This is a genomic window from Actinomarinicola tropica (genome assembly GCF_009650215.1).
Lineage (GTDB): Bacteria > Actinomycetota > Acidimicrobiia > Acidimicrobiales > SKKL01 > Actinomarinicola > Actinomarinicola tropica.
Window position 1 is genome coordinate 3,329,897 of the sequence record NZ_CP045851.1, and the last position, 18,120, is coordinate 3,348,016.

Below are 18,120 nucleotides of genomic sequence, written 5' to 3' on the forward strand. Positions count from 1 at the left end.
GCGCCGTCGGGGAGCCGGACCACCCCAACGCGTGCTGCGCCTCCCCATGGAGCGGTGCCGACGGTCGAGGCCGTCAGCGGGGATCAGCTGCCGGTGTGGGCCCAGGCCTCGATCTCGACGAGGGCACCGATCGGGAGCTCGGCCACGCCGATGGCGGAGCGGGCCGGGCGGTGGTCCCCGAAGTACTCGAGGTACACCTCGTTCATCAGCGCGTAGTCGCTCATGTGGCGCAGGAACACGGTGGTCTTGACCACCTGCTCCTTCGTGGCGCCCTCCGACGCCAGCAGGCCGTCGAGGTTCTGGAGCGCCTGGGCGAGCTGGCCGCCGGTGCCGCCGTCGGCGAGCTTGCCGTCCTTGATCCCCACCTGACCCGACACGATCAGCCACTCGCCCGCCCGGACGATCGGCGTGTACGGGCCCACTGGCGTGCTCATTGTCGTGCTCCTCGGTCGACGGTCACGGCTGCCGGACAGTCTGGCCCGTGGGCCACACCTCGGGACGACCCTGGGCGCACCACACCGCGCCGGCGACGGCGGCGAACACCGCGTCGGACCCGTTCACCGCCGGCCCGTCGGATGCCTCGATCTCGACCTCGATCGGGGGCGTGTCGACGGCGCGCAGCACGCCGAACGACCGGATCGTCAGGTCGTGGATCGTGCCCTCGCCATCGACGACCAGCCCCTCCGAGGTGACCCAGCTGAGCGCCATGTGGGCGGCGCCGACGCAGTAGGACCGGAGGACGACGTCGTCGAGCACCTGGCCGCAGCGGACCCGCACGGCCAGCCGACCGTCGACCACCTCGGCCGATGCCACGGCGCCGTCCGGTGTCGTCACCTCCACCGGCCCGTCGGCCAGGGCCGCCCGCAGCGCCCACGCCTCGGCCCACCCCGCCGCGCGGAGGTCGACGGACGTCGCGGGGCCGGCCACATCCACCTCCTCGACCTCGACGTCGGGCAGCACGGCGCGGATCCGCTCCGCGATGCCCGGCGTGCGCACCACGCGCACGACGCCGGACCCGTCGGCCCGCACGCCGGCGGCGATCGGCGGGCGCTTGGGCCCCAACCGAACGGCGTCCTCCCGGGAGAGGTGGACGACGACGGGACGCCCGTGCTCGTCGGCCAGCTGGCGGGCGGCCGCTCGCACGAGGGAGTCGACCTTGCCGCCGAACGCCCCGCCGTTCGCCAGCGGCGACGCGGGCTCGCCGCCCGGCTCGCACCACGACGCGTCGGTCTCCAGGTAGGCGGGCTCGACCCACGACGTGCGCAGGGTGACGGCCCACTCCCCCGGCGGCAGCTCGAGCGGCGGCTCGGGCGTGACCGTGGTGCGCCGCCCCTGCACCTTCCCGGAGGCGGCTCGCGCCTCGCTCAGCGTCTCGCCCACCGCCCAGCCACCCTCCGGACGTGGGACCGCGACGAGGGCGCCGGCGGGTGCCGTGTCGGCGGCGAAACCCCCCGCGCCCACTGCCACGTCGGGCGCCACCCGCTGGGGCCCGTGGCCCTCGATCTCCGCACGGCGGGCCGCGTCGTCGAGGTCGCGCTCGTGGCGCAGGACGTCGGCGGCGACCGAGGGGCGCCCGGTGGCGACGTCCCATGCGTCGAGGATCGTGCGCCACCCGGTGCAGCGGCACAGGTGCGCCTGGAGCGCCCGCTCGACCTCCGGGACGCCGGCGTCGGGCTTCGCCCGGTGCAACCCATCGAGGCGGACGATGATCCCCGGCGTGCAGAAGCCGCACTGGCTCCCGCCGGTGGCGCAGAACGCCTCGCCCCACCGCTCCCTCCGCTCGGCGTCCATCCCGTCGAGCGTGGTGATGGTCCGGCCCGTCACGCGCCGTGCGGGAGTCACGCAGGCGACGCGTGGCTGGCCGTCGACGAGGACGGTGCAGCAGCCGCACTGGCCCTGCGGCGAGCACCCGTCCTTCGGGCTGTGGATCCCCAGCCGGTCGCGCAGCACCTCGAGCAGCGACGCCCCGTCGTCGGGGACCTCCACCTGGCGGCCGTCGACCTCGAACTGGATCATGCGCCCGACCCTAGGCCGGGCGCGGAAACGGCCGGGCACGAGGCCCGGCCGTCGGCGCTGGACAGATCAGTCGGTCAGCTGAAGGACTGGCCGCAGCCGCAGGTGCGCGACGCGTTCGGGTTGTTGATGGCGAACCCGGCGTCCTGGAGGCCGTCCTTGTAGTCGAGGGTGGCGCCGTTCAGGAGCTGGGCGCTGGACGGGTCGGAGACCACGCGGACACCGCCGAAGTCGACGGCGAGGTCGTCCTCGGCCACGTCGGTGTCGAAGAACATCTCGTAGCTGAAGCCCGAGCACCCGCCGGGGCGGACGGCGACGCGCAGCGCGAGGGCCGCGTCGCCTTCGGCGTCGATGAGCTGCTTGACCTTGTCGGCGGCGGAATCGGTGAGGGTGATCAACGGACTGATCCTCCTGGGAGAACGGGGCTGTGGTGATGGTATCGGTGGAACGGCATCCGGCGCACCCGTCGGCTCACGCCGGGGGACCGACGGCGACGGGGATCTCGACGAGGCAGGGCTCGCGATCGACGAGCGTGTGGAAGCTGACGGGGCAGGGGCCGTCGATCCCGGCGAGGAAGCCCTCGACCATCCCACGGTGCAGGGCGCAGACGACCGACGGGTTGGACTCGGCCAGCTCGGCGAAGGGGCAGTGGGCGAACGCGATGGTGGCGACGCCGTCGTCGTCGTCGACGCCGGCCTCGATCGCCACCTCGGGGTCGAAGCCGAGCGCGTCGAGCTCGGTCATCAGGGCCTCGACCGGTGGTGCGCCGGCGGGCCACGGTCGAGCGTCGAGCTCCCCCTGGTCGCGTCCGGCGGCGGCGATGGTGTCGGGCTCGAGGCCGGCCTCGGCGGCGAGCCGGAGGAGCATGCGGGCGATCGTGGGGTACGGCGACGGTTCGAGCCCGAGCGACGGCGCGTCGGCGGCGAGCGAATACAGGTGCTGGGGTCGCCCCACCCCGCGTCGGGACTCGCTGCGCACGTCGAGCAGGCCGACCTCGCGCATGCGCTCCAGGTGCGGTCGGACGGTGTTGACGTGGAGGTCGAGCGACTCCGCGATCTGCGCCGTGGAGCGCGGCGCGGGCGACCGGGCGAGCTCGAGGTAGATCGCGTACCGGGTGTTGTCGCCGAGGGCCTTCAGGATCGCGAGGCGCGGCGAGCGGTCGCCGCTCCGAGGAGCGGTGGGCGGCAGGCCGCCATCGACGGTCGGACCGTCGACGCTGACAGGATCCTCCGACACGGACGACGAGTTTACACGGCGCTCTCCGGTAAAATCGGCCTCGTGCCTCCCACCACCGGATCCGATGCGCCGCCGACGGTGGCGCCACCCACCCACGAGGACGTCGTCGGCGTCCTGCGCGGGGTCGTCGATCCGGAGCTCGGGTCCGACGTCGTCGACCTCGGCATGGCCAAGGACGTCGCCGTCGACGCCGACGGCACGGTGCGCGTGACCGTGGCGCTCACCACCGCCGGCTGCCCCCTCCGGGCCCAGCTCCAGCGCGACGTCCGCACCCGCGTCGGCTCGATGCCCGGCGTCACCGACGTCCGCATCGAGTGGACGGAGATGACCGCGGAGGAGAAGGCCACCGCGATGGACCGGGCCCGCTGGAACGCCCGCGCCGACGCCCCCGACACGCTCATCCCCGCCACCACCCGCGTGGTGGCCGTCGCCTCCGGCAAGGGCGGGGTCGGCAAGTCGTCGGTCACCGTCAACCTCGCCGTGGCCGTCGCCGCCAGGGGCTACCGCGTCGGTGTCCTCGACGCCGACATCTGGGGCTTCTCCGTGCCCCGCATGCTCGGGCTCGAAGGACGCCTCGGCGGCGCCGGCGACGGGCCGACCCCCGAGGGCGAGCGCCCGAAGATCGCGCCGATCACCATGCCCGTCGGCGACGGGCAGCTCGAGGTCGTGTCGATGGGGTTCCTCGTCGACGCCGAGGAGACCGCCCTCATGTGGCGGGGGCTCATGCTCAACCGCGCCGTCCAGCACTTCGTCGAGGACGTCGCCTGGGGCGACCTCGACTACCTCTTCATCGACATGCCGCCGGGCACCGGCGACGTCGCCATGGGCCTCGCCCGGATGCTGCCGCGTGCCGAGATGCTGGTGGTCACCACGCCCGCGCTCACAGCGCAGAAGGTCGCCATCCGCGCCGCCTCGATGGCCCGGCGCAGCCACCTGCGGGTCGCCGGCGTGATCGAGAACATGAGCGCGTTCGTCTGCGACCACGGCGAGAGCTACCCGCTGTTCGGGTCCGGCGGCGGCGAGCTGCTCGCCCGTGACGCCGGCGTGCCGCTGCTCGGCCAGATCCCGCTCGAGCCGTCCGTCGCCGACGGTGGCGACAACGGGCGACCGATCGCGCTCGGTGAGGGCCCCGCCGCCGACGCGTTCCGCGACCTGGCCGCCCAGGTCGTCGAGGAGGCGATCCCTCCGGTCGAGATGGCCGGCTGCAGCGCCCGCATGCTCGACGCCGCCGTCTCGGCGCTCGACGACCTCGACCTCTAGGAGCGCCGGTAGCCTGGGCCCCGCTCGGCCGGTCGGCGGCCGGGGCCGACGAGGGTGTCCCGTACCGGCTGCGCAAAGACGGGCTCAGGAGGATGTCGTGTCCTGGTTCGTTCTCGTCGTCGCGGGTCTGCTCGAGGTCGGCTGGGCGGCGATGCTGCCCCAGACCGAGGGGCTGACGCGCCTCGGCCCCACCGCCGGCTTCGTCGCCCTCCTGGCGGCCAGCATGTTCGGCCTCGCCAAGGCCACCGAGACGATCCCGCTCGGCACGGCCTACGCCGTGTGGGTCGGGATCGGAGCCGCCGGCACCACCCTCGTCGGCATCGTCGTCCACGACGACCCGGCGGGGGCGGCGCAGCTCGGCTTCCTGGCGCTGCTCGTCGTCTCGATCGTCGGGCTGAAGGTGGCCAGCAGCGCCTGACGGCGACGGTCAGCCGCCGGCGGCCGCGGCGATCTCGTCGATGCGGGACTGCGGGTCCTCGATGAGGTGGCCCGCCGCCGGCGCGATGCCCCGCAGGCGGCGGCGCCGCAGCGAGGTCACCATGGCGACGTAGGCGTCGGCGTCGACGACCTCCGGTGCCGGGTCGACCTCCAGGTAGTCGCCGGCGAAGACGACCCGCTCCTCCTCGAGGAAGAAGCAGGCTCGCGGCGCGGCGACGCCGGGCGCGTCGAGGACGGTGAGGCGGAACTCGGTGCCGAGGATCGTGTCGCCGGGCGCGAGCGTGGCCGTCGCGCCCTCTGCGCCGACGCCGTCGACCGCCATCAGCTCGGCGCCGGTGGCCGCAGCCAGGGCCGCCGCTCCGCTCGAGTCGACCGCACCGGTGCAGACGATCCAGCGCACGCGGTCGCCGCCGCACCCGGCGACGGCGTCGCGGTGGTCGGCGACGTCGGGGCCGGGATCGATCACGACGATCTCGTCGATGCCCACGAGGTAGGTGTTGGCCCCGGCCTCGCCACCGACGTCGAGCGCGATGCGACGCACCAGCGGGCTGAGCGCTCGCGCCACCCCCGGCACGATCGGCGGTGGGACGTCGTCGATCTCTTCGTCGGTCATGCGAGGTCTCCGTGGGTCGGGGTGGGCGCGTCGAGCCCGCGGTCGAGGTCGGGGTCGCCGGGGAGGCGGATCCGCACGCCACCGTCCTCGTGGACCAGGTCGGGTGCGGCGGCGGTGGCCGTGGCGGCGCCGAGCATCTCGTCGACGTCGTCGAAGCGGACGAGCGCCTCGAGCGTGCGCGCCGTCGGCTGGATGACGTCGATCCGCCCTGCGGCGGCGAGCTCGAGGGCGTCGGCGGGCCGGAGCCACGTGACGTCGACCGTCTCCCGGTCGTCGTGGCGGGCGTCCTGGCCCTCGGGAGCGCGGGCGAGGAAGAAGCGGGTGTCGTAGCGCCGGGGAGGGCCGACCGGGGTGACCCAGTGCGAGAAGTAGTGGAGCGCGTCGACCGCGAGCGAGAGGCCCTCGGCCGTGCAGATCTCGGTCAGCGTCCGGCGTCCGGCGTCGAGCGCCGCCCGGTGCTCGGCGAACCGCCCTCGGCGCACGGGATCGTCGAGGCGGAGCATCGTGCCGTCGTCGTCGTAGGCGAGGAGGACGCCGACCTCCTCGAAGCACTCCCGGATGGCGGCCACCCAGTAGGCGAGCCCGCCGCCCTCGACGCCGAGCCGCACCGAGGCCTCCAGGTCGGGGAGGCGGTCGACGGGGCCACCGGGGCCGATCCGATCGGCGGGGTCGACGGCACCACCGGGGAAGACGTGGGCACCGCCGACGAAGACGTTGGCCGGGTGGCGCCGCACCATCATCACCTCGGGCCCGGAGGGGGCGTCCCGCACGAGCATCACCGTGGCGGCCGGGCGCACCTGCACGGCGGCCGGGTCGGCGGCCGTCATCGTCCGAGCTCTCCGCCCCGCCCCGTGGGGTCGTCGGGGTCGCCGTCGCCGGCCGGCGTCTCCCAGGACTCGGCCTCCCAGACGTCGCGGGTGTCGGCGGCGCGGTCGCGCCCGGAGAACGGGAAGCGCGAGGCCGCGCTGTCGATCACCCGCACGGCGGTGATCCGCGAGATCAGCGCGCTGCGGACGATCGCCCGGGTGGGCGGCAGCAGGAGCAGCAGGCCGAGGACGTCGCTGGTGAACCCCGGCGTGAGCAGCAGGGCGCCGGCGAACAGCACCAAGGCACCGTCGACGATCTCGCGGTGGGGGACCTGCCCGTTGCGCAGCGTGCTGTTGAAGCGCCGCCAGATGGCGATGCCCTGGCGCTTCACGAGCCACGCGCCGAGCACGCTCATCACGACGAGCAGCGCCAGCGTCTCGACCACGCCGATGACCTGCGCGACCTGCACGATGACGTACAGCTCGAGGAGCGGTACGACGAGGAACAGCAGCGCGAGCACCGGCATGGTGATCCAGGCTACCGGCGGGGATCCGCAGCCGGCCGGGCCCGAGAGGACGGCCCGGGTCGGCCGTCGGCCCCGTCCGGAGGGTTCAGCTCAGCTCGGAGGCGAGCAGCTGGCGGCGCTCGTTCTCGTTCAGCCCGCCCCAGATGCCGTGCGGCTCACGGATCGCGACCGCGTAGTCCAGGCACGGCTGGCGCACCGAGCAGCCGGCGCAGATGACCTTCGCCCGCGACTCGCGCTCCAGCTTCTCGTCCTTGCGTTCGAACTGCGGTGGCGGGAAGAACACGGCTGCCTGCGGCCCCCTGCACGCTGCCCTCACCTGCCACGATTCCTCGGTCCTCTGTGCGCTCACGCTCAGAACCCCCTTCCGTGGCAGGCGACCCTATGCCCGGATGTCGGCTGAGACAAGGGTCACTTTCGCGAGGCCGGCAGGAGCCTCTCGCGGCGATCGGTTCAGGCGTCGGGCACCGTGTGGGACCGGTCGCGGTGGTCCCGCGCCGCGCCCTCCTCGGGCTCGACCTCGAGGAGCAGGCCTTCGAGCGAGACCACGCGGACGCGCTCGCCGTCGGCGATCGGCGTGGCCCGGTTCGTCCGGGCTCGCCACGGCGCGCCGCGCACGACCACGACGCCGTCGGGGTCGACCGGCCCCCGTGCCAGCCCCGGCTCGCCGACCATCCACTCACGACCGATCGTCGGGGTGGAGAACCGCGTCCGCACCATCGCCGGCATGCCCGAGATGTAGGTCAGGACGATGCCGACGAACGCTGCGCCCAGCGTGACCCACGAGAGCGAGAGCCCGTCGTAGAACCACAGCGTGCCCACCGCGAACATCACGAACCCGATGCCGGTCCACACCCGTGGGATGCCCGTCTGGACGTCGACCGAGAAGGCGAGGAACGAGAGGATCACCAGCGCGACGGCCCACGGACGCACCGGGAGCACCCACAGCCCGTAGCAGGCGAGGACGAGCGAGCCGGCGCCCACGATGCCGGCGATGCCGATGCCGGCGGTGAACAGCTCGAAGACGATGAGGGCGAGCCCGATCGCGAGCAGGAGGTACGCCACGGGCGGGCTGGCGACCGTGTGGAACAGCTGTCCCGTGAGGTCGAGCTCGCTGAAGCGCACGCCGGTGCGGGGCTCGAGCGCGGGCTCGCCGTCCTGGACGACCTGCTGGGTCTCGAAGCCGGGGAGCAGCAGCGCCAGCTCGCCGAGCGTCGGCGCCGGGCCGGTGGCGATGCCGAGCTCCTCCGCCCGCTCGGCGCCGATGGTGGTGCCGTCGAGCAGCCGCTCGTGCTCGCCGAAGAGGGGTCCGAGCTCGTCGGGGAGCACCGACTCGCCGGTGTCGCCGATGCGGGAGCCGACGGAGATGCCGATCGGGTCGGCCACCGACGCCAGCTGCGCCGCGCCACCGAGCGCCTGCGAGCCGGACGGGCCGATCCACACCGCCACGGGCACGTCGGCGTCGTGGATCCGGCGGGCCAGATCGGCCAGCTCGTCGTCGTCGATCACGGCACCCGGGGAGTTCAGGTTGATGACGAGGTAGCGCGCCTCGTCCTGCTCGGCCTCGTCGATCGAGGTGCGGATGAACTCGGCGACGACGGGGTCGATGAGACCGCTGACCTCGATGACCGAGATGAAGCCCGGGTCGTCGGAGCCGCTGGAGCTGGGAGGGTCGGCGTCGTCCTGGCCCACCGCCGGCCCGGCGAGCAGGCCGAGGGCCAGCAGGGCGAGCAGGACGCCGCTGGTTAGTCTGCGCACGAGGTCTCCGTCACGCGAAGGGGAGTAGTGGATCCTGCCCGGTTCTTCGCAGCATCTCGGCTCGCCATCGTTGCCGGGAAGGGCGGCGTCGGCAAAACGACCGTCAGCGCTGCGCTGGCGCGAGCCGCGGCTCGCGTCGGGCGACCCAGCCTCGTCGTCGAGGTGGAGGGCAAGAGCGGGCTCGCCACGGCCTTCGAACGACCCGAGCTGTCGTACGAGCCGAGCGAGATGTGGCCCCGCGGGGACCCGCCCGGCGCCGCTGCCGTGGACGCCCGTGCGCTCACCGCCGACGACGCGCTGCTCGAGTACCTCGCCGACCACGGGCTCGACCGCGTGTCCCGGCGTCTGGTGCGCAGCGGGGCGCTCGACGTCGTGGCCACCGCCGCGCCGGGCATCGAGGACATCCTGCTGCTCGGGAAGGTGAAGCAGATCGAGCGGGCGGAGTCCGAGCGCCTCGTCGTGCTCGACACGCCGGCGGCGGGCCACGCCGTGACCTTCCTCCGCTCGGCGCGGGGGTTGCTCGACGCCGTGAGCGCCGGACCGATCCGTGCCCAGGCCAGCGACGTCCTGGAGATGCTGACCGACCCCGCCCGCACACGGGTCCTCCTCGTGACGATCCCCGAGGAGACCCCGATCAACGAGCTCATCGAGACCGCCTACCGCCTCGAGGACGAGGTCGGGATCGCCCTCGGTCCGATCATCGTCAACGGCGTCGCACCCGAGCCGCCGTCGCTCCCGACCGATGCCCGCGCTGCGGCCGCTGCGGCCGGTGTCGAGCTCACCGAGGAGGAGGCCGACGCGCTCGACGCTGCCGCGTCGTTCCGGCACGAGCGCGCCGAGCTGCAGCGCGCCCAGCTCGCGCACCTCGGACGTGCGCTGCCGCTCCCGCAGATCCACCTGCCTGCCGCGTCGGCGGTCGAGCTCGGCCGCGGCGAGATCGACCGGTTGGCGCGCGCTCTCGTGGACGGGGTCGCCGCGCTCGCCGACACCGAGGTGACCGCCGGGGAGCGCGGGCAGTGAGCGGCACGACGTTCGCCGACGTCCTCGCCGGGGCCTCGGTGCTCATCTCCGCCGGCTCCGGGGGCGTGGGGAAGACGACGACCTCGGCGGCGATCGGCGTGGCCGCCGCACGGGAGGGCCGACGGGTCGTCGTCGTCACCATCGACCCGGCACGGCGGCTGGCCGACGCGCTCGGCATCGGTGGCGACGGCCTCGGCAACGAGCCGCAGCGGATCGACGGGCCGTGGTCGGGCGAGCTCTGGGCCGCCATGCTCGACACCCGCGCCACCTTCGACGACCTCGTCGCTCGCCACGCCGACCCCGACCAGGCCGAGGAGATCCTCGCCAACCGCTTCTACCGCAACATCGCCGACTCGCTGTCGGGCACGCAGGAGTACATGGCGGCCGAGAAGCTGCACGCCCTCCACGTCGACCCCCGGTTCGACCTCGTCGTCGTCGACACCCCGCCGACGCGCAACGCCTTCGACTTCATCGAGGCCCCCCACACGCTCACCCGCTTCCTCGACCACCGGCTGTACCGGCTGCTGATGGCGCCGACCAGCCGCGTCGGCCGCGCCGTCGGCGTGGCGACCTCCGCGTTCGTCCGGACGGTCTCGCGGGTCGTCGGCGCGGCCGTCGTCGAGGACGCCATCGGCTTCTTCCGCGCCTTCGAGGGCCTCGAGGACGGCTTCCGCCAGCGCGCCGCCGAGGTCGCCGACCTGTTCCGGGACGAGACCACGGCCTTCGTCCTCGTGACGTCCTCGCGCCGCGAGTCGCTCGACGAGGCCGGTTGGTTCGCCGATCAGCTGGGCGGCCGCGGCATCGACGTCGCCGCCCTCGTCGTCAACCGCGTCCAGCCCCGTCCGGTCGAGGGATCGGTCGACCGCTACCGCGAGCTGACCCGCGACCATCCGGGCACCGACCTCGCGCGGCTCGCGGAGGTGCTCGTCGACCAGTGCGAGACGGCCGACGTGGAACGCAGTCGCCTGGCCACGCTCGCCCCCACGCTCCGCGAGGCACCGCTCGTGCTGGTGCCGATGCTCGGCACCGACGTGCACGACCTCGACGGGCTCGTCGCGGTGGCTGACCTCGTCGTCGGCTGAGCCGCCGGGGCGGTACCTAGGCGGAGGCGTCGCCCGACGCGGCCAGGGCGGCGACCGCCTCGTCGAGCGTCTCGGTGACCGGCACGATGCGGTCGAACCCGGTCGTGTGCAGCAGGCGGGTGAGGGTGGGGCGGCTGCACGCCACCGCGACCTCGCCCCCCGCCTCGCGGGCACGCCGGATGCCCCCGATGAGGGCACCGAGCCCCGCGGAGTCCATGAACGGCACCTCGGACAGGTCGATCAGCAGCCGGCCGGCCGAGGCGAGGTCGCCGAGGGCTTCGCGGAACTGGCCCACGGTGTAGGCATCCAGCTCTCCGACGGGACGGCAGACGGTGTGGTCCGCGGTCTCCTCGATCTGGATCTCGAGCACTCGTGTCGTCTCCCTGGTCGTGGCTGATCGAGCCTTGTCGATCGTCGGCGGGCACGCAAGGAGCCCCCGACGACCTGCCCGGATGGAGGCGGCGCGCGGGCGGCGGGTAGCGTGGCGGCCGTGCCTCACGTCTTGCTCGCCACCGACGCCGACTGGATCCGCGACGACATCGACGCCGCGCTGAGCGACCCCGACACCACGGTGTCCCGGGTGCGCCGGGGCTCCGACGTCACCGGCGCCATCGCCCAGATCGGCCCCGACCTCGTCATCCTCGACCTCCAGATCGGCAACATGGGCGGCATCGCGACGTGCCACGCCATCCGGCACGAGGAGGCCGCCGGCCGCCTCGATCCCGTCAAGGTGCTGCTGCTCCTCGACCGGGCGGACGACCGCTGGCTCGCCACGACGTCGGGAGCCGACGGCTGGATGGTGAAGCCGCTCGACACGTTCCGCGTCCGGCGGGCCGCCCGGGCGATCCTCGCCGGCGAACCCTGGGACGAGCACCCCGAGCCGGTCGGCTGACCCGTCCGCCGGGCGGGCGTCGCGACGCATCCGCCTTGGCCGACAGGGGTGATCGTCGGGTAGCCTTGCCAGTCCGTCGGGGAGATCCCGACGCACCGGGTAGTAGCGCAGCTTGGCAGCGCGCCTCGTTCGGGACGAGGAGGTCGTGGGTTCAAATCCCGCCTACCCGACCAACGTGATGTCGGCGGACATCGGTGACGGACCGGCACCTTCGGGGCCGGTCCGCTGCGCGTCCGGGCGTGGTTCCGCCGTTTCCGGGCCGGCGGCGCGGGTAGCTGCGCTCGGCCACGCCGCCGAGACCGGGAGCCCCGATGGCCGCCGACGACCGCCTGCCCGATCCCATGGACCGCGACGACCCGCCGCTCAGCCCGAGCCACGACCGGCCGGACGGGGTCGACGACGCCACCGTCGAGGCGACGGGGACGCTGAGCGAGGCCCACGAGTACCTCATCCGGGCCCGGGGCCACCTCTACTCGTTCCACCAGCTGATGGGGCGCGTCGACAAGCTCGTCGGCGAGGCCGCCGAGGGGCTGCGCGACGCCGGCCACGACGAGCTCTCGCAGTTCCTCGAGGACGAGGTCGTCGGTCGCAACGCCATCGACGGCCGATGGACGTTCCAGATCGTCGAGGAGTTCGACCTCTGCTACTACGAGCCGGTCACCGAGGCCGAGAGCCGCGTGCGGACCGAGCTGATGGGCGGGCGGCGGCACATCTTCGAGTCCGAGCTCAAGGACGGCCGCATCACGCCAGGTCGACGGGGCCACGAACGACGGCCGCCGAGAGCGCACGATCCCCGCATCGAGACCGAGTAGGCCGGGACGGACGGATCGGGCGCCTAGCGTCCGGCGGATGGAGATCGCCGAGTTCCAGGCCCTGATGGACCAGCTCTACGGCGCCGCCGACCGCGAGCGCGGCATGCCGTCGACGGTTGCGTGGCTGGCCGAGGAGGTCGGCGAGCTGGCCCAGGCGGTGCGCAAGGGGACGGCGGAGCAGCAGCTCCACGAGCTCGGGGACGTGCTGGCCTGGCTGGCATCGCTCGCGAACCAGCTGGGCCTGTCCCTCGAGGACGCCGCGCAGCGCTACGTCGACACCCCGCCGTAGCGGGTCAGCGCTGGGCGAGGAGCTCGGCGATCTGGACCGCGTTGAGCGCGGCGCCCTTGCGGAGGTTGTCGCCCGAGAGGAAGAGCGAGAGCCCGTTCTCCAGCACCTCGTCACGACGGAGGCGCCCCACGTAGGTGACGTCGCCACCGGCGGCCTGCAGCGGCGTCGGCATGTCCGACAGGGTCACGCCGGGCGCGGCCGAGAGGATCTCGCGGGCCTGCTCGGGGGTGAGCGGCCGCTCGAACGAGGCCGTGATCGACAGCGAGTGGCCGGTGTAGACGGGGACCCGGACGCACGTGCCGCTGACGCGCAGCTCGGGGATGTCGAGGATCTTGCGGCTCTCGTTGCGGAGCTTCTTCTCCTCGTCGGTCTCGCCGAGCCCGTCGTCGACGATCGAGCCCGCGATCGAGTGGACGTTGAACGCGATGGGACCGGGGAACTTGGCGTGAGCCGGGTACTCGACCGCGCCGCCGTCGAAGGTGAGCGCCGAGGCGCCGTCGCCGATCTTGTGGACCTGCTCCTCGAGCTCGGCCACGCCCGCGAGCCCGGCGCCCGACACGGCTTGGTAGGTGCTGACGACCATGGCGCGCAGCCCGGCGGCGTCGTGCAGCGCCTTCATCACCGGCATGGCGACCATCGTCGTGCAGTTGGGGTTGGCGACGATGCCCTTCGGGATGGAACCCAGCGCCTCGGGGTTGACCTCCGAGACGACGAGCGGGACGTCGGGGTCCATCCGCCACGCCGAGGAGTTGTCGACGACGGTGACGCCGGCGGCAGCGACCGTCGGGGCGAGCTCCTTGGAGGTCGCGCCGCCGGCGGAGAACAGCGCGACGTCGAGCCCGCTGTAGTCGGCCGTGGCCGCGTCCTCGACGGTGATGGGGGTGCCGCCGACCTCGATGGTGCGACCCGCGGAGCGCGCCGACGCGAACAGGCGCAGCTCCTCGTAGGGCACGTTCCGCTCCTCGAGCAGCGTGCGCATGACCCCACCGACCTGGCCGGTGGCTCCGACGATCCCGATCTTCATGGCATCCACCGTACGGGCCGCCGCACCCGATCCACCAAGCGATAGGTGGCCTCGCGGCGCGAGCGGTCGGTCAGGCGGGGACGGGACGGTCCAGCTCGAAGGCGCCGTGCAGGGCGACGACGGCGTCCTCCAGCCGATCCTGGCGGACCACGCAGCTGACCCGGATCGCCGACGTCGAGATCATCTCGATGTTGATGCCGTGCTCGGACAGCGTCTCGAACATGCGGGCGGCGACGCCCGGGTTCGACTTCATGCCGGCCCCGACGATGCTCACCCGGCCGATGCCCGAGTCCTCGGTGATCTCGTGGGAGCCGCCGATCTCGTCGCACATGGGCCGCAGGACGGTCATCGACCGCTCGACGTCGTCGAACGGGACCGTGAAGGAGATGTCGGTGACGCCGTGGTCGCTGACGTTCTGCACGATCATGTCGACGTTGACGTCCTGGTCGGCGAGGGCCCGGAACACCTTCGCGGCGATGCCCGGCTCGTCGGGGAGGCCGGTGACGGTGATCTTCGCCTCGGACGCGTCGTGGGTGATGGCGGAGATGATGGCGTGTTCCATGTCGGGGTCCTCCTCGACGACCCAGGTGCCCGGCTCCCAGGTGAAGGCGGAGCGGACGTGGAGCTTGACTCCGTGGTTGCGGGCGAACTCGACGGACCGCATGGCGGGCTTCGGGCACCCGGTGGCGGTCATCTCGAGCAGCTCCTCGAACGAGATGCGGTCGATGCGGCGGGCCCCCTGGACGATGCGGGGGTCGGCGTTGAAGACGCCGGACACGTCGGTGTAGAGCTCGCAGCTGTCGGCGTTCAGCGCGGCGGCGAGGGCGACGGCGGTGGTGTCGGACCCGCCGCGGCCGAGGAACGTGACGTCCCGGCCCGTCGAGACGCCCTGGGAGCCGCCGACGACCGGGACCTTCCCCGCGGCGAGCGAGTCGCGGAGGCGGTCGGGCCGCAGCTCCAGGATCTTGGCGTTCGTGTGGGTCGTGTCGGTGATGAAGCCGGCCTGGCTGCCGGTGAAGGACTCGGCGGGCACGCCGAGGTCGGCGAGGGCCATGCAGACCAGCGCGGTGGCCTTGCGCTCCCCGGCGGTGATGAGCATGTCCATCTCGCGGCCGGGCCGCGTGTTGGACACCTCCTTCGCCATGCGGAGGAGGTCGTCGGTCTCCTTGCCCATGGCGCTGACGACGAGCACGACGTCGGAGCCGTGACGGCGGGTGCGCGCCACGTGGTCGGCGACCTCACGGATGCGATCTGGGTCGGCGACGGACGTGCCGCCGAACTTCTGGACGACGAGAGCCACGGCGTCGGACGCTAGCAACCCGGCGGCGGGCCTCCTCCCGCCCCGGCGTCGGCTCAGGTCTCGTCGTCGGCGTAGGGGTCGAACGAGATCGCGGCGTCCAGCCGCTGGAACGCCACGAGCCACTGCTCGGGCTCTCCGTCGAGGCGGGCCCGGAGCCGCAGCGCCGCGCCGTCGCGCTCGAGGGCCTCGTCGGGGGCGTCGACCAGCTGCTCGGCGAGGACGCTCCGCTCGGCCAGGACGCTCCGCAGGCCCTCCTCGGCGTCGGCGGCGATCTGCTCGTCGTCGAAGGCCCAGACCACGGCCAGGTCCCAGGCACCGTCCTCCTCCGCGGGGGCGAGACCCATGCCGATCCACGACCGCTCGGGCTCCGCGTCGACCTGACCGCGCACGAAGGAGAACGCGACGACGTCGCCGTCACGGTCCAGGGCGTCGTAGGCCTCGAGGAACCCGTCGGGCCCGGCCGGTGCGTCGCCGACGGGCTCGCGCAGGAGGGCGCGGTCGCTCACCAGGAGCTCCGAGTCGGCGGACAGCCGGAGGCCCTCCCCGAGCGCCGCGCCGCGCACCCGCTCGTCGTCGAACGCGCCCCGGAGGGCGAACTCGCTGGGGCTCCCCATCCAGCAGCGGACATCGGACGGGTCGTGGGGTAGCGACGCCTCGTCGAGCTCCATGAACTGGGCGACGGTGCGCCACACGACGGGATCGGGGCGCACCCCGGTCTCACGGGTCGAGTCGACCAGGGCGTCGAGGGACGTGTCCTCGTAGCCGAGCTCCCGGGCCGCCTCGAGGTCGGCCCCCTCGACGAAGGGGACGTCGTCGGGCACGCGCCCCACCAGGTCCTCGAGGCAGGCTGATCCGTCCTCGTCGTCGTCCTCGGAGGTGGCGACGAACCACACGGTCGCCCCGACGATGGCGAGGACGACGACCACGGCGACGACCACCAGCCCGCCGCGTGGCGCCGCCGCAGACGACGGGGCGGGTTCGGGCGGTGGCGTGGGCTCGCTCATCGCCCCTTGCTAGTCGCGCGCGGGCGAAGGGGCGCGCCGGGCGCGTCCTGAGCGCGGTTCCGCCGTTGGTAGCGTTCCCGCTCATGCCGAGCGACAAGCGCCAACGCCAGAAGGAGCGGGAGCGGGCTGCCCGCGAGGCCCAGGCCGCCGCCGAGCACCGGGCCAAGCAGCGCCGCACGTGGATCCAGCTGGGCGGCCTGGTCGTGCTCATCGTCGTGCTCGCCGCTCTCTACAGCATCTTCGCCGGCGGCGACGACGACGACGGGGACGGGGCGGACACCGCGACCGACACCTCCGCCGAGACCTCCGACGAGGACGCCGCCACCGACCCCGATGCCGAGCCGCTCCCCTGCCCGCCTGCCGAGGGCGTCGACGAGCCGGTCCTCGACTTCCCCGCGCCCCCGCCCGACTGCCTCGAGGAGGGCGCGAGCTACGAGGCGGTCTTCGACACCACCGCCGGGGAGATCCGGGTGGCGCTCGACGTCGAGGAGACGCCGAACACGGCGAACAACTTCGCCTACCTCGCCCGCTACGGCTACTACGACGGCACCGACCTGTTCCGCTCGAACACGGGGATCGAGATCCTCCAGGGCGGGTCGCCGCACACGAACAGCAGCTCCGACCCGGGCCCGGGCTACAACCTCGAGGACGAGGGCGACTTCAGGGTCGACGAGGTCACCGGCGAGCTGTCGGGGCCGTACACCTACGAGCCCGGCCAGCTGGTGATGGCCCGCACGCCGCTCCCCGACGGCGCCGGCGCCCAGTTCTTCTTCACCACCGGACCCGCCGCCTCGCAGCTCGACGGGACGGGCACCTACGTGGTGTTCGGGAACGTCACCGAGGGGATGGACGTCCTCGAGGCGATCATGGCGACCCACGAGGACGGCGACCAGCCGGGCGAGGGCGCGCCGAACCCGGTGCCCGTCGTCAACTCGGTCCAGATCGTCCAGACCTGACCGCGCGCAGGCGCCTCAGAGGTGCTCGGCGACGGCGTCGGCGATCGCCCGAGCCGTGCGGTCGACCTCGTCGACCCACGTCGCCGCCGCACCATCCGACGCGGTGTCGGACACGACCTTGACGATCCGGCACGGGACGCCGGCCGCCTCGCAGGCCCGCGCCACGGCGTAGCCCTCCATGTCGACCAGGTGCGCCCGTGCGGCGAGCGCGTCGCGCAGGGCGCCGTCGGCCACGAACGCATCGCCGGTCGCGAGGGTGACGTCGATGTCGGGGTCGAGCACGACCTCGCCGCTCAGATCCTCGCCGATGAGCCGACCGAGGAAGGCGTGGTCCACGTCGTGCTCGATCACCCGGCCGATGACGTGTGTGCCGGTCATGTGGTCGCGGAGCGCGCCGGCGGTCCCGACGTTGAGGACGAGCGACGGCCGGCGCGCCGCGATCGCCGCCGTGACGGCGACGGCCGCGGACACCTTGCCGATGCCCGTGAGCACGACGTCGTGCGCGTCGAGGTGGCGGGCCTCCTGGCGGACGGCGACGACGACGAGCGGCCGGCCCATCAGTCGTAGGTGAGGAGGCTGACGAGGTCCACGTCGCCGAGCTTGGCGGCGCCGCCGAGGAACCCGAGCTCGATGATGACGCCGAGGCCGACCACGTCGCCGCCGACCGCCTGCACGAGGCGGATCGCGGCGCTCGCCGTGCCGCCGGTGGCGAGCACGTCGTCGACGACGAGCACCTTCTCCCCCGGTGTGACGGCGTCGACGTGGATCTCGAGCTCGTCGGTCCCGTACTCGAGGTCGTAAGCCTCCGACTCGGTCCCCCACGGGAGCTTGCCGGGCTTGCGGGCGGGGACGAAGCCGGCGTCGAGCCGGTACGCGACCGGCGCGGCGACGACGAAGCCACGGGCTTCGATGCCGACGACCTTCGTGATGCCCCGGCCGATGAAGTGGCCGGCCAGGCGGTCGATCGTGGCCGCCAGGGCCGCGGGGTCGGCGAGCAGCGGCGTGATGTCCTTGAACGTGACGCCGGGCTGGGGCCAGTCGGCGACGTCGCGGATGTAGGACCCGAGGTCGAGGTCGTCGGCCATGGCGCCCC

The 18,120-nt window shown here is 73.5% G+C and carries 23 protein-coding genes and 1 tRNA gene; 9 read left to right on the forward strand and 15 right to left on the reverse strand.

Annotation, left to right across the window (positions count from 1 at the left end):
- Nucleotides 1-83 precede the first annotated feature (83 nt).
- The 4 genes from GH723_RS16325 to GH723_RS16340 all read right to left on the reverse strand — a co-directional run bounded on the left by GH723_RS16325 (nucleotide 84) and on the right by GH723_RS16340 (nucleotide 3,249).
- Nucleotides 84-434 carry a RidA family protein gene (locus GH723_RS16325; protein WP_153760646.1) on the reverse strand — a complete coding sequence of 117 codons (351 nt, stop codon included), beginning with the start codon at nucleotides 432-434 and terminating at the stop codon, nucleotides 84-86.
- A 22-nt stretch (nucleotides 435-456) separates the two neighbouring features.
- Nucleotides 457-2,016, reverse strand: coding sequence for a 2Fe-2S iron-sulfur cluster-binding protein (locus tag GH723_RS16330; RefSeq protein WP_153760647.1), 1,560 nt, complete (start codon nucleotides 2,014-2,016; stop codon nucleotides 457-459).
- Nucleotides 2,017-2,090: 74 nt separating this feature from the next.
- Nucleotides 2,091-2,411, reverse strand: a complete 321-nt coding sequence (gene erpA, locus GH723_RS16335; protein ID WP_153760648.1) for an iron-sulfur cluster insertion protein ErpA — start codon at nucleotides 2,409-2,411, stop codon at nucleotides 2,091-2,093.
- A gap of 73 nt (nucleotides 2,412-2,484) precedes the next feature.
- Nucleotides 2,485-3,249 carry a helix-turn-helix transcriptional regulator gene (locus GH723_RS16340; RefSeq protein WP_195210377.1) on the reverse strand — a complete coding sequence of 255 codons (765 nt, stop codon included), beginning with the start codon at nucleotides 3,247-3,249 and terminating at the stop codon, nucleotides 2,485-2,487.
- 42 nt (nucleotides 3,250-3,291) lie between these two features.
- Between GH723_RS16340 and GH723_RS16345 the strand changes: the two genes are divergently transcribed.
- Nucleotides 3,292-4,509, forward strand: coding sequence for an Mrp/NBP35 family ATP-binding protein (locus tag GH723_RS16345; RefSeq protein ID WP_229022887.1), 1,218 nt, complete (start codon nucleotides 3,292-3,294; stop codon nucleotides 4,507-4,509).
- Between the two features lie 97 nt (nucleotides 4,510-4,606).
- Complete coding sequence (locus tag GH723_RS16350; RefSeq protein ID WP_153760649.1) at nucleotides 4,607-4,927, forward strand: DMT family transporter; 321 nt, start codon at nucleotides 4,607-4,609, stop codon at nucleotides 4,925-4,927.
- A 9-nt stretch (nucleotides 4,928-4,936) separates the two neighbouring features.
- Here GH723_RS16350 and GH723_RS16355 read toward each other — a convergent pair whose 3' ends face one another.
- The 5 genes from GH723_RS16355 to GH723_RS16375 all read right to left on the reverse strand — a co-directional run bounded on the left by GH723_RS16355 (nucleotide 4,937) and on the right by GH723_RS16375 (nucleotide 8,648).
- Nucleotides 4,937-5,560: an MBL fold metallo-hydrolase gene (locus tag GH723_RS16355; RefSeq protein ID WP_153760650.1), complete on the reverse strand. Its 624-nt coding sequence runs from the start codon at nucleotides 5,558-5,560 to the stop codon at nucleotides 4,937-4,939.
- Nucleotides 5,557-6,387 carry an NUDIX hydrolase gene (locus GH723_RS16360; RefSeq protein WP_153760651.1) on the reverse strand — a complete coding sequence of 277 codons (831 nt, stop codon included), beginning with the start codon at nucleotides 6,385-6,387 and terminating at the stop codon, nucleotides 5,557-5,559. The genes GH723_RS16355 and GH723_RS16360 overlap by 4 nt, the downstream gene beginning before the upstream one ends.
- The gene (locus GH723_RS16365) at nucleotides 6,384-6,893 is read right to left on the reverse strand and encodes an FxsA family protein (RefSeq protein WP_153760652.1); all 510 of its coding nucleotides are present in this window, start codon (nucleotides 6,891-6,893) and stop codon (nucleotides 6,384-6,386) included. The genes GH723_RS16360 and GH723_RS16365 overlap by 4 nt, the downstream gene beginning before the upstream one ends.
- Nucleotides 6,894-6,978: 85 nt before the next feature.
- Nucleotides 6,979-7,242 carry a WhiB family transcriptional regulator gene (locus tag GH723_RS16370; RefSeq protein WP_153760653.1) on the reverse strand — a complete coding sequence of 88 codons (264 nt, stop codon included), beginning with the start codon at nucleotides 7,240-7,242 and terminating at the stop codon, nucleotides 6,979-6,981.
- A gap of 101 nt (nucleotides 7,243-7,343) precedes the next feature.
- Nucleotides 7,344-8,648 carry an NfeD family protein gene (locus GH723_RS16375; RefSeq protein WP_153760654.1) on the reverse strand — a complete coding sequence of 435 codons (1,305 nt, stop codon included), beginning with the start codon at nucleotides 8,646-8,648 and terminating at the stop codon, nucleotides 7,344-7,346.
- Between the two features lie 27 nt (nucleotides 8,649-8,675).
- On the opposite strand from GH723_RS16375, the gene GH723_RS16380 reads away from it, so the two are divergent.
- Nucleotides 8,676-9,668, forward strand: a complete 993-nt coding sequence (locus GH723_RS16380; RefSeq protein ID WP_153760655.1) for an ArsA family ATPase — start codon at nucleotides 8,676-8,678, stop codon at nucleotides 9,666-9,668.
- The gene (locus GH723_RS16385) at nucleotides 9,665-10,750 is read left to right on the forward strand and encodes an ArsA family ATPase (protein WP_153760656.1); all 1,086 of its coding nucleotides are present in this window, start codon (nucleotides 9,665-9,667) and stop codon (nucleotides 10,748-10,750) included. Before GH723_RS16380 ends, GH723_RS16385 begins: the two co-directional genes overlap by 4 nt.
- 16 nt (nucleotides 10,751-10,766) lie before the next feature.
- On the opposite strand, the gene GH723_RS18555 is transcribed toward GH723_RS16385, so the two are convergent.
- Nucleotides 10,767-11,120, reverse strand: a complete 354-nt coding sequence (locus tag GH723_RS18555; RefSeq protein WP_195210378.1) for an STAS domain-containing protein — start codon at nucleotides 11,118-11,120, stop codon at nucleotides 10,767-10,769.
- A gap of 120 nt (nucleotides 11,121-11,240) precedes the next feature.
- Here GH723_RS18555 and GH723_RS16395 point away from each other — a divergent pair, with 120 nt between their 5' ends.
- From GH723_RS16395 to GH723_RS16410, 4 genes are all read left to right on the forward strand, one after another.
- Nucleotides 11,241-11,642, forward strand: a complete 402-nt coding sequence (locus GH723_RS16395; RefSeq protein WP_195210379.1) for a response regulator — start codon at nucleotides 11,241-11,243, stop codon at nucleotides 11,640-11,642.
- A 96-nt stretch (nucleotides 11,643-11,738) separates the two neighbouring features.
- Nucleotides 11,739-11,815 (forward strand) — tRNA-Pro (locus tag GH723_RS16400).
- Between the two features lie 138 nt (nucleotides 11,816-11,953).
- A complete protein-coding gene (locus tag GH723_RS16405) occupies nucleotides 11,954-12,454 on the forward strand; it encodes a hypothetical protein (RefSeq protein WP_229022889.1) in 501 nt (166 codons plus the stop codon).
- 37 nt (nucleotides 12,455-12,491) lie between these two features.
- Nucleotides 12,492-12,743: a MazG nucleotide pyrophosphohydrolase domain-containing protein gene (locus tag GH723_RS16410; RefSeq protein WP_153760658.1), complete on the forward strand. Its 252-nt coding sequence runs from the start codon at nucleotides 12,492-12,494 to the stop codon at nucleotides 12,741-12,743.
- Between the two features lie 4 nt (nucleotides 12,744-12,747).
- On the opposite strand, the gene GH723_RS16415 is transcribed toward GH723_RS16410, so the two are convergent.
- The 3 genes from GH723_RS16415 to GH723_RS16425 form a co-directional block, all read right to left on the reverse strand.
- Complete coding sequence (locus GH723_RS16415) at nucleotides 12,748-13,767, reverse strand: aspartate-semialdehyde dehydrogenase (RefSeq protein WP_153760659.1); 1,020 nt, start codon at nucleotides 13,765-13,767, stop codon at nucleotides 12,748-12,750.
- 70 nt (nucleotides 13,768-13,837) lie between these two features.
- Complete coding sequence (locus tag GH723_RS16420) at nucleotides 13,838-15,067, reverse strand: aspartate kinase (RefSeq protein WP_153760660.1); 1,230 nt, start codon at nucleotides 15,065-15,067, stop codon at nucleotides 13,838-13,840.
- 53 nt (nucleotides 15,068-15,120) lie between these two features.
- The gene (locus GH723_RS16425) at nucleotides 15,121-16,071 is read right to left on the reverse strand and encodes a hypothetical protein (RefSeq protein WP_153760661.1); all 951 of its coding nucleotides are present in this window, start codon (nucleotides 16,069-16,071) and stop codon (nucleotides 15,121-15,123) included.
- 83 nt (nucleotides 16,072-16,154) lie between these two features.
- Here GH723_RS16425 and GH723_RS16430 point away from each other — a divergent pair, with 83 nt between their 5' ends.
- Nucleotides 16,155-17,027, forward strand: coding sequence for a peptidylprolyl isomerase (locus tag GH723_RS16430; RefSeq protein ID WP_153760662.1), 873 nt, complete (start codon nucleotides 16,155-16,157; stop codon nucleotides 17,025-17,027).
- A 15-nt stretch (nucleotides 17,028-17,042) separates the two neighbouring features.
- Here the strand turns inward: GH723_RS16430 and GH723_RS16435 are convergent, their stop codons facing one another.
- Both GH723_RS16435 and GH723_RS16440 read right to left on the reverse strand, forming a co-directional pair.
- Nucleotides 17,043-17,585, reverse strand: a complete 543-nt coding sequence (locus GH723_RS16435) for a nucleosidase (RefSeq protein WP_153760663.1) — start codon at nucleotides 17,583-17,585, stop codon at nucleotides 17,043-17,045.
- On the reverse strand, nucleotides 17,585-18,112 hold the full coding sequence (locus GH723_RS16440; RefSeq protein WP_153760664.1) for an adenine phosphoribosyltransferase: 528 nt from the start codon (nucleotides 18,110-18,112) through the stop codon (nucleotides 17,585-17,587). Before GH723_RS16440 ends, GH723_RS16435 begins: the two co-directional genes overlap by 1 nt.
- Between the last annotated feature and the right edge of the window lie 8 nt (nucleotides 18,113-18,120).

What these genes read in the sequence shown, in the direction of transcription:
- GH723_RS16325 (WP_153760646.1), bottom strand. Translation starts at nt 434, where the DNA reads ATGAGCACGCCAGTGGGCCCGTACACGCCGATCGTCCGGGCGGGCGAG.
- GH723_RS16330 (WP_153760647.1), bottom strand. Translation starts at nt 2,016, where the DNA reads ATGATCCAGTTCGAGGTCGACGGCCGCCAGGTGGAGGTCCCCGACGAC.
- GH723_RS16355 (WP_153760650.1), bottom strand. Translation starts at nt 5,560, where the DNA reads ATGACCGACGAAGAGATCGACGACGTCCCACCGCCGATCGTGCCGGGG.
- GH723_RS16360 (WP_153760651.1), bottom strand. Translation starts at nt 6,387, where the DNA reads ATGACGGCCGCCGACCCGGCCGCCGTGCAGGTGCGCCCGGCCGCCACG.
- GH723_RS16365 (WP_153760652.1), bottom strand. Translation starts at nt 6,893, where the DNA reads ATGCCGGTGCTCGCGCTGCTGTTCCTCGTCGTACCGCTCCTCGAGCTG.
- GH723_RS16405 (WP_229022889.1), top strand. Translation starts at nt 11,954, where the DNA reads ATGGCCGCCGACGACCGCCTGCCCGATCCCATGGACCGCGACGACCCG.
- GH723_RS16410 (WP_153760658.1), top strand. Translation starts at nt 12,492, where the DNA reads ATGGAGATCGCCGAGTTCCAGGCCCTGATGGACCAGCTCTACGGCGCC.
- GH723_RS16415 (WP_153760659.1), bottom strand. Translation starts at nt 13,767, where the DNA reads ATGAAGATCGGGATCGTCGGAGCCACCGGCCAGGTCGGTGGGGTCATG.
- GH723_RS16425 (WP_153760661.1), bottom strand. Translation starts at nt 16,071, where the DNA reads ATGAGCGAGCCCACGCCACCGCCCGAACCCGCCCCGTCGTCTGCGGCG.
- GH723_RS16430 (WP_153760662.1), top strand. Translation starts at nt 16,155, where the DNA reads ATGCCGAGCGACAAGCGCCAACGCCAGAAGGAGCGGGAGCGGGCTGCC.
- GH723_RS16435 (WP_153760663.1), bottom strand. Translation starts at nt 17,585, where the DNA reads ATGGGCCGGCCGCTCGTCGTCGTCGCCGTCCGCCAGGAGGCCCGCCAC.
- GH723_RS16440 (WP_153760664.1), bottom strand. Translation starts at nt 18,112, where the DNA reads ATGGCCGACGACCTCGACCTCGGGTCCTACATCCGCGACGTCGCCGAC.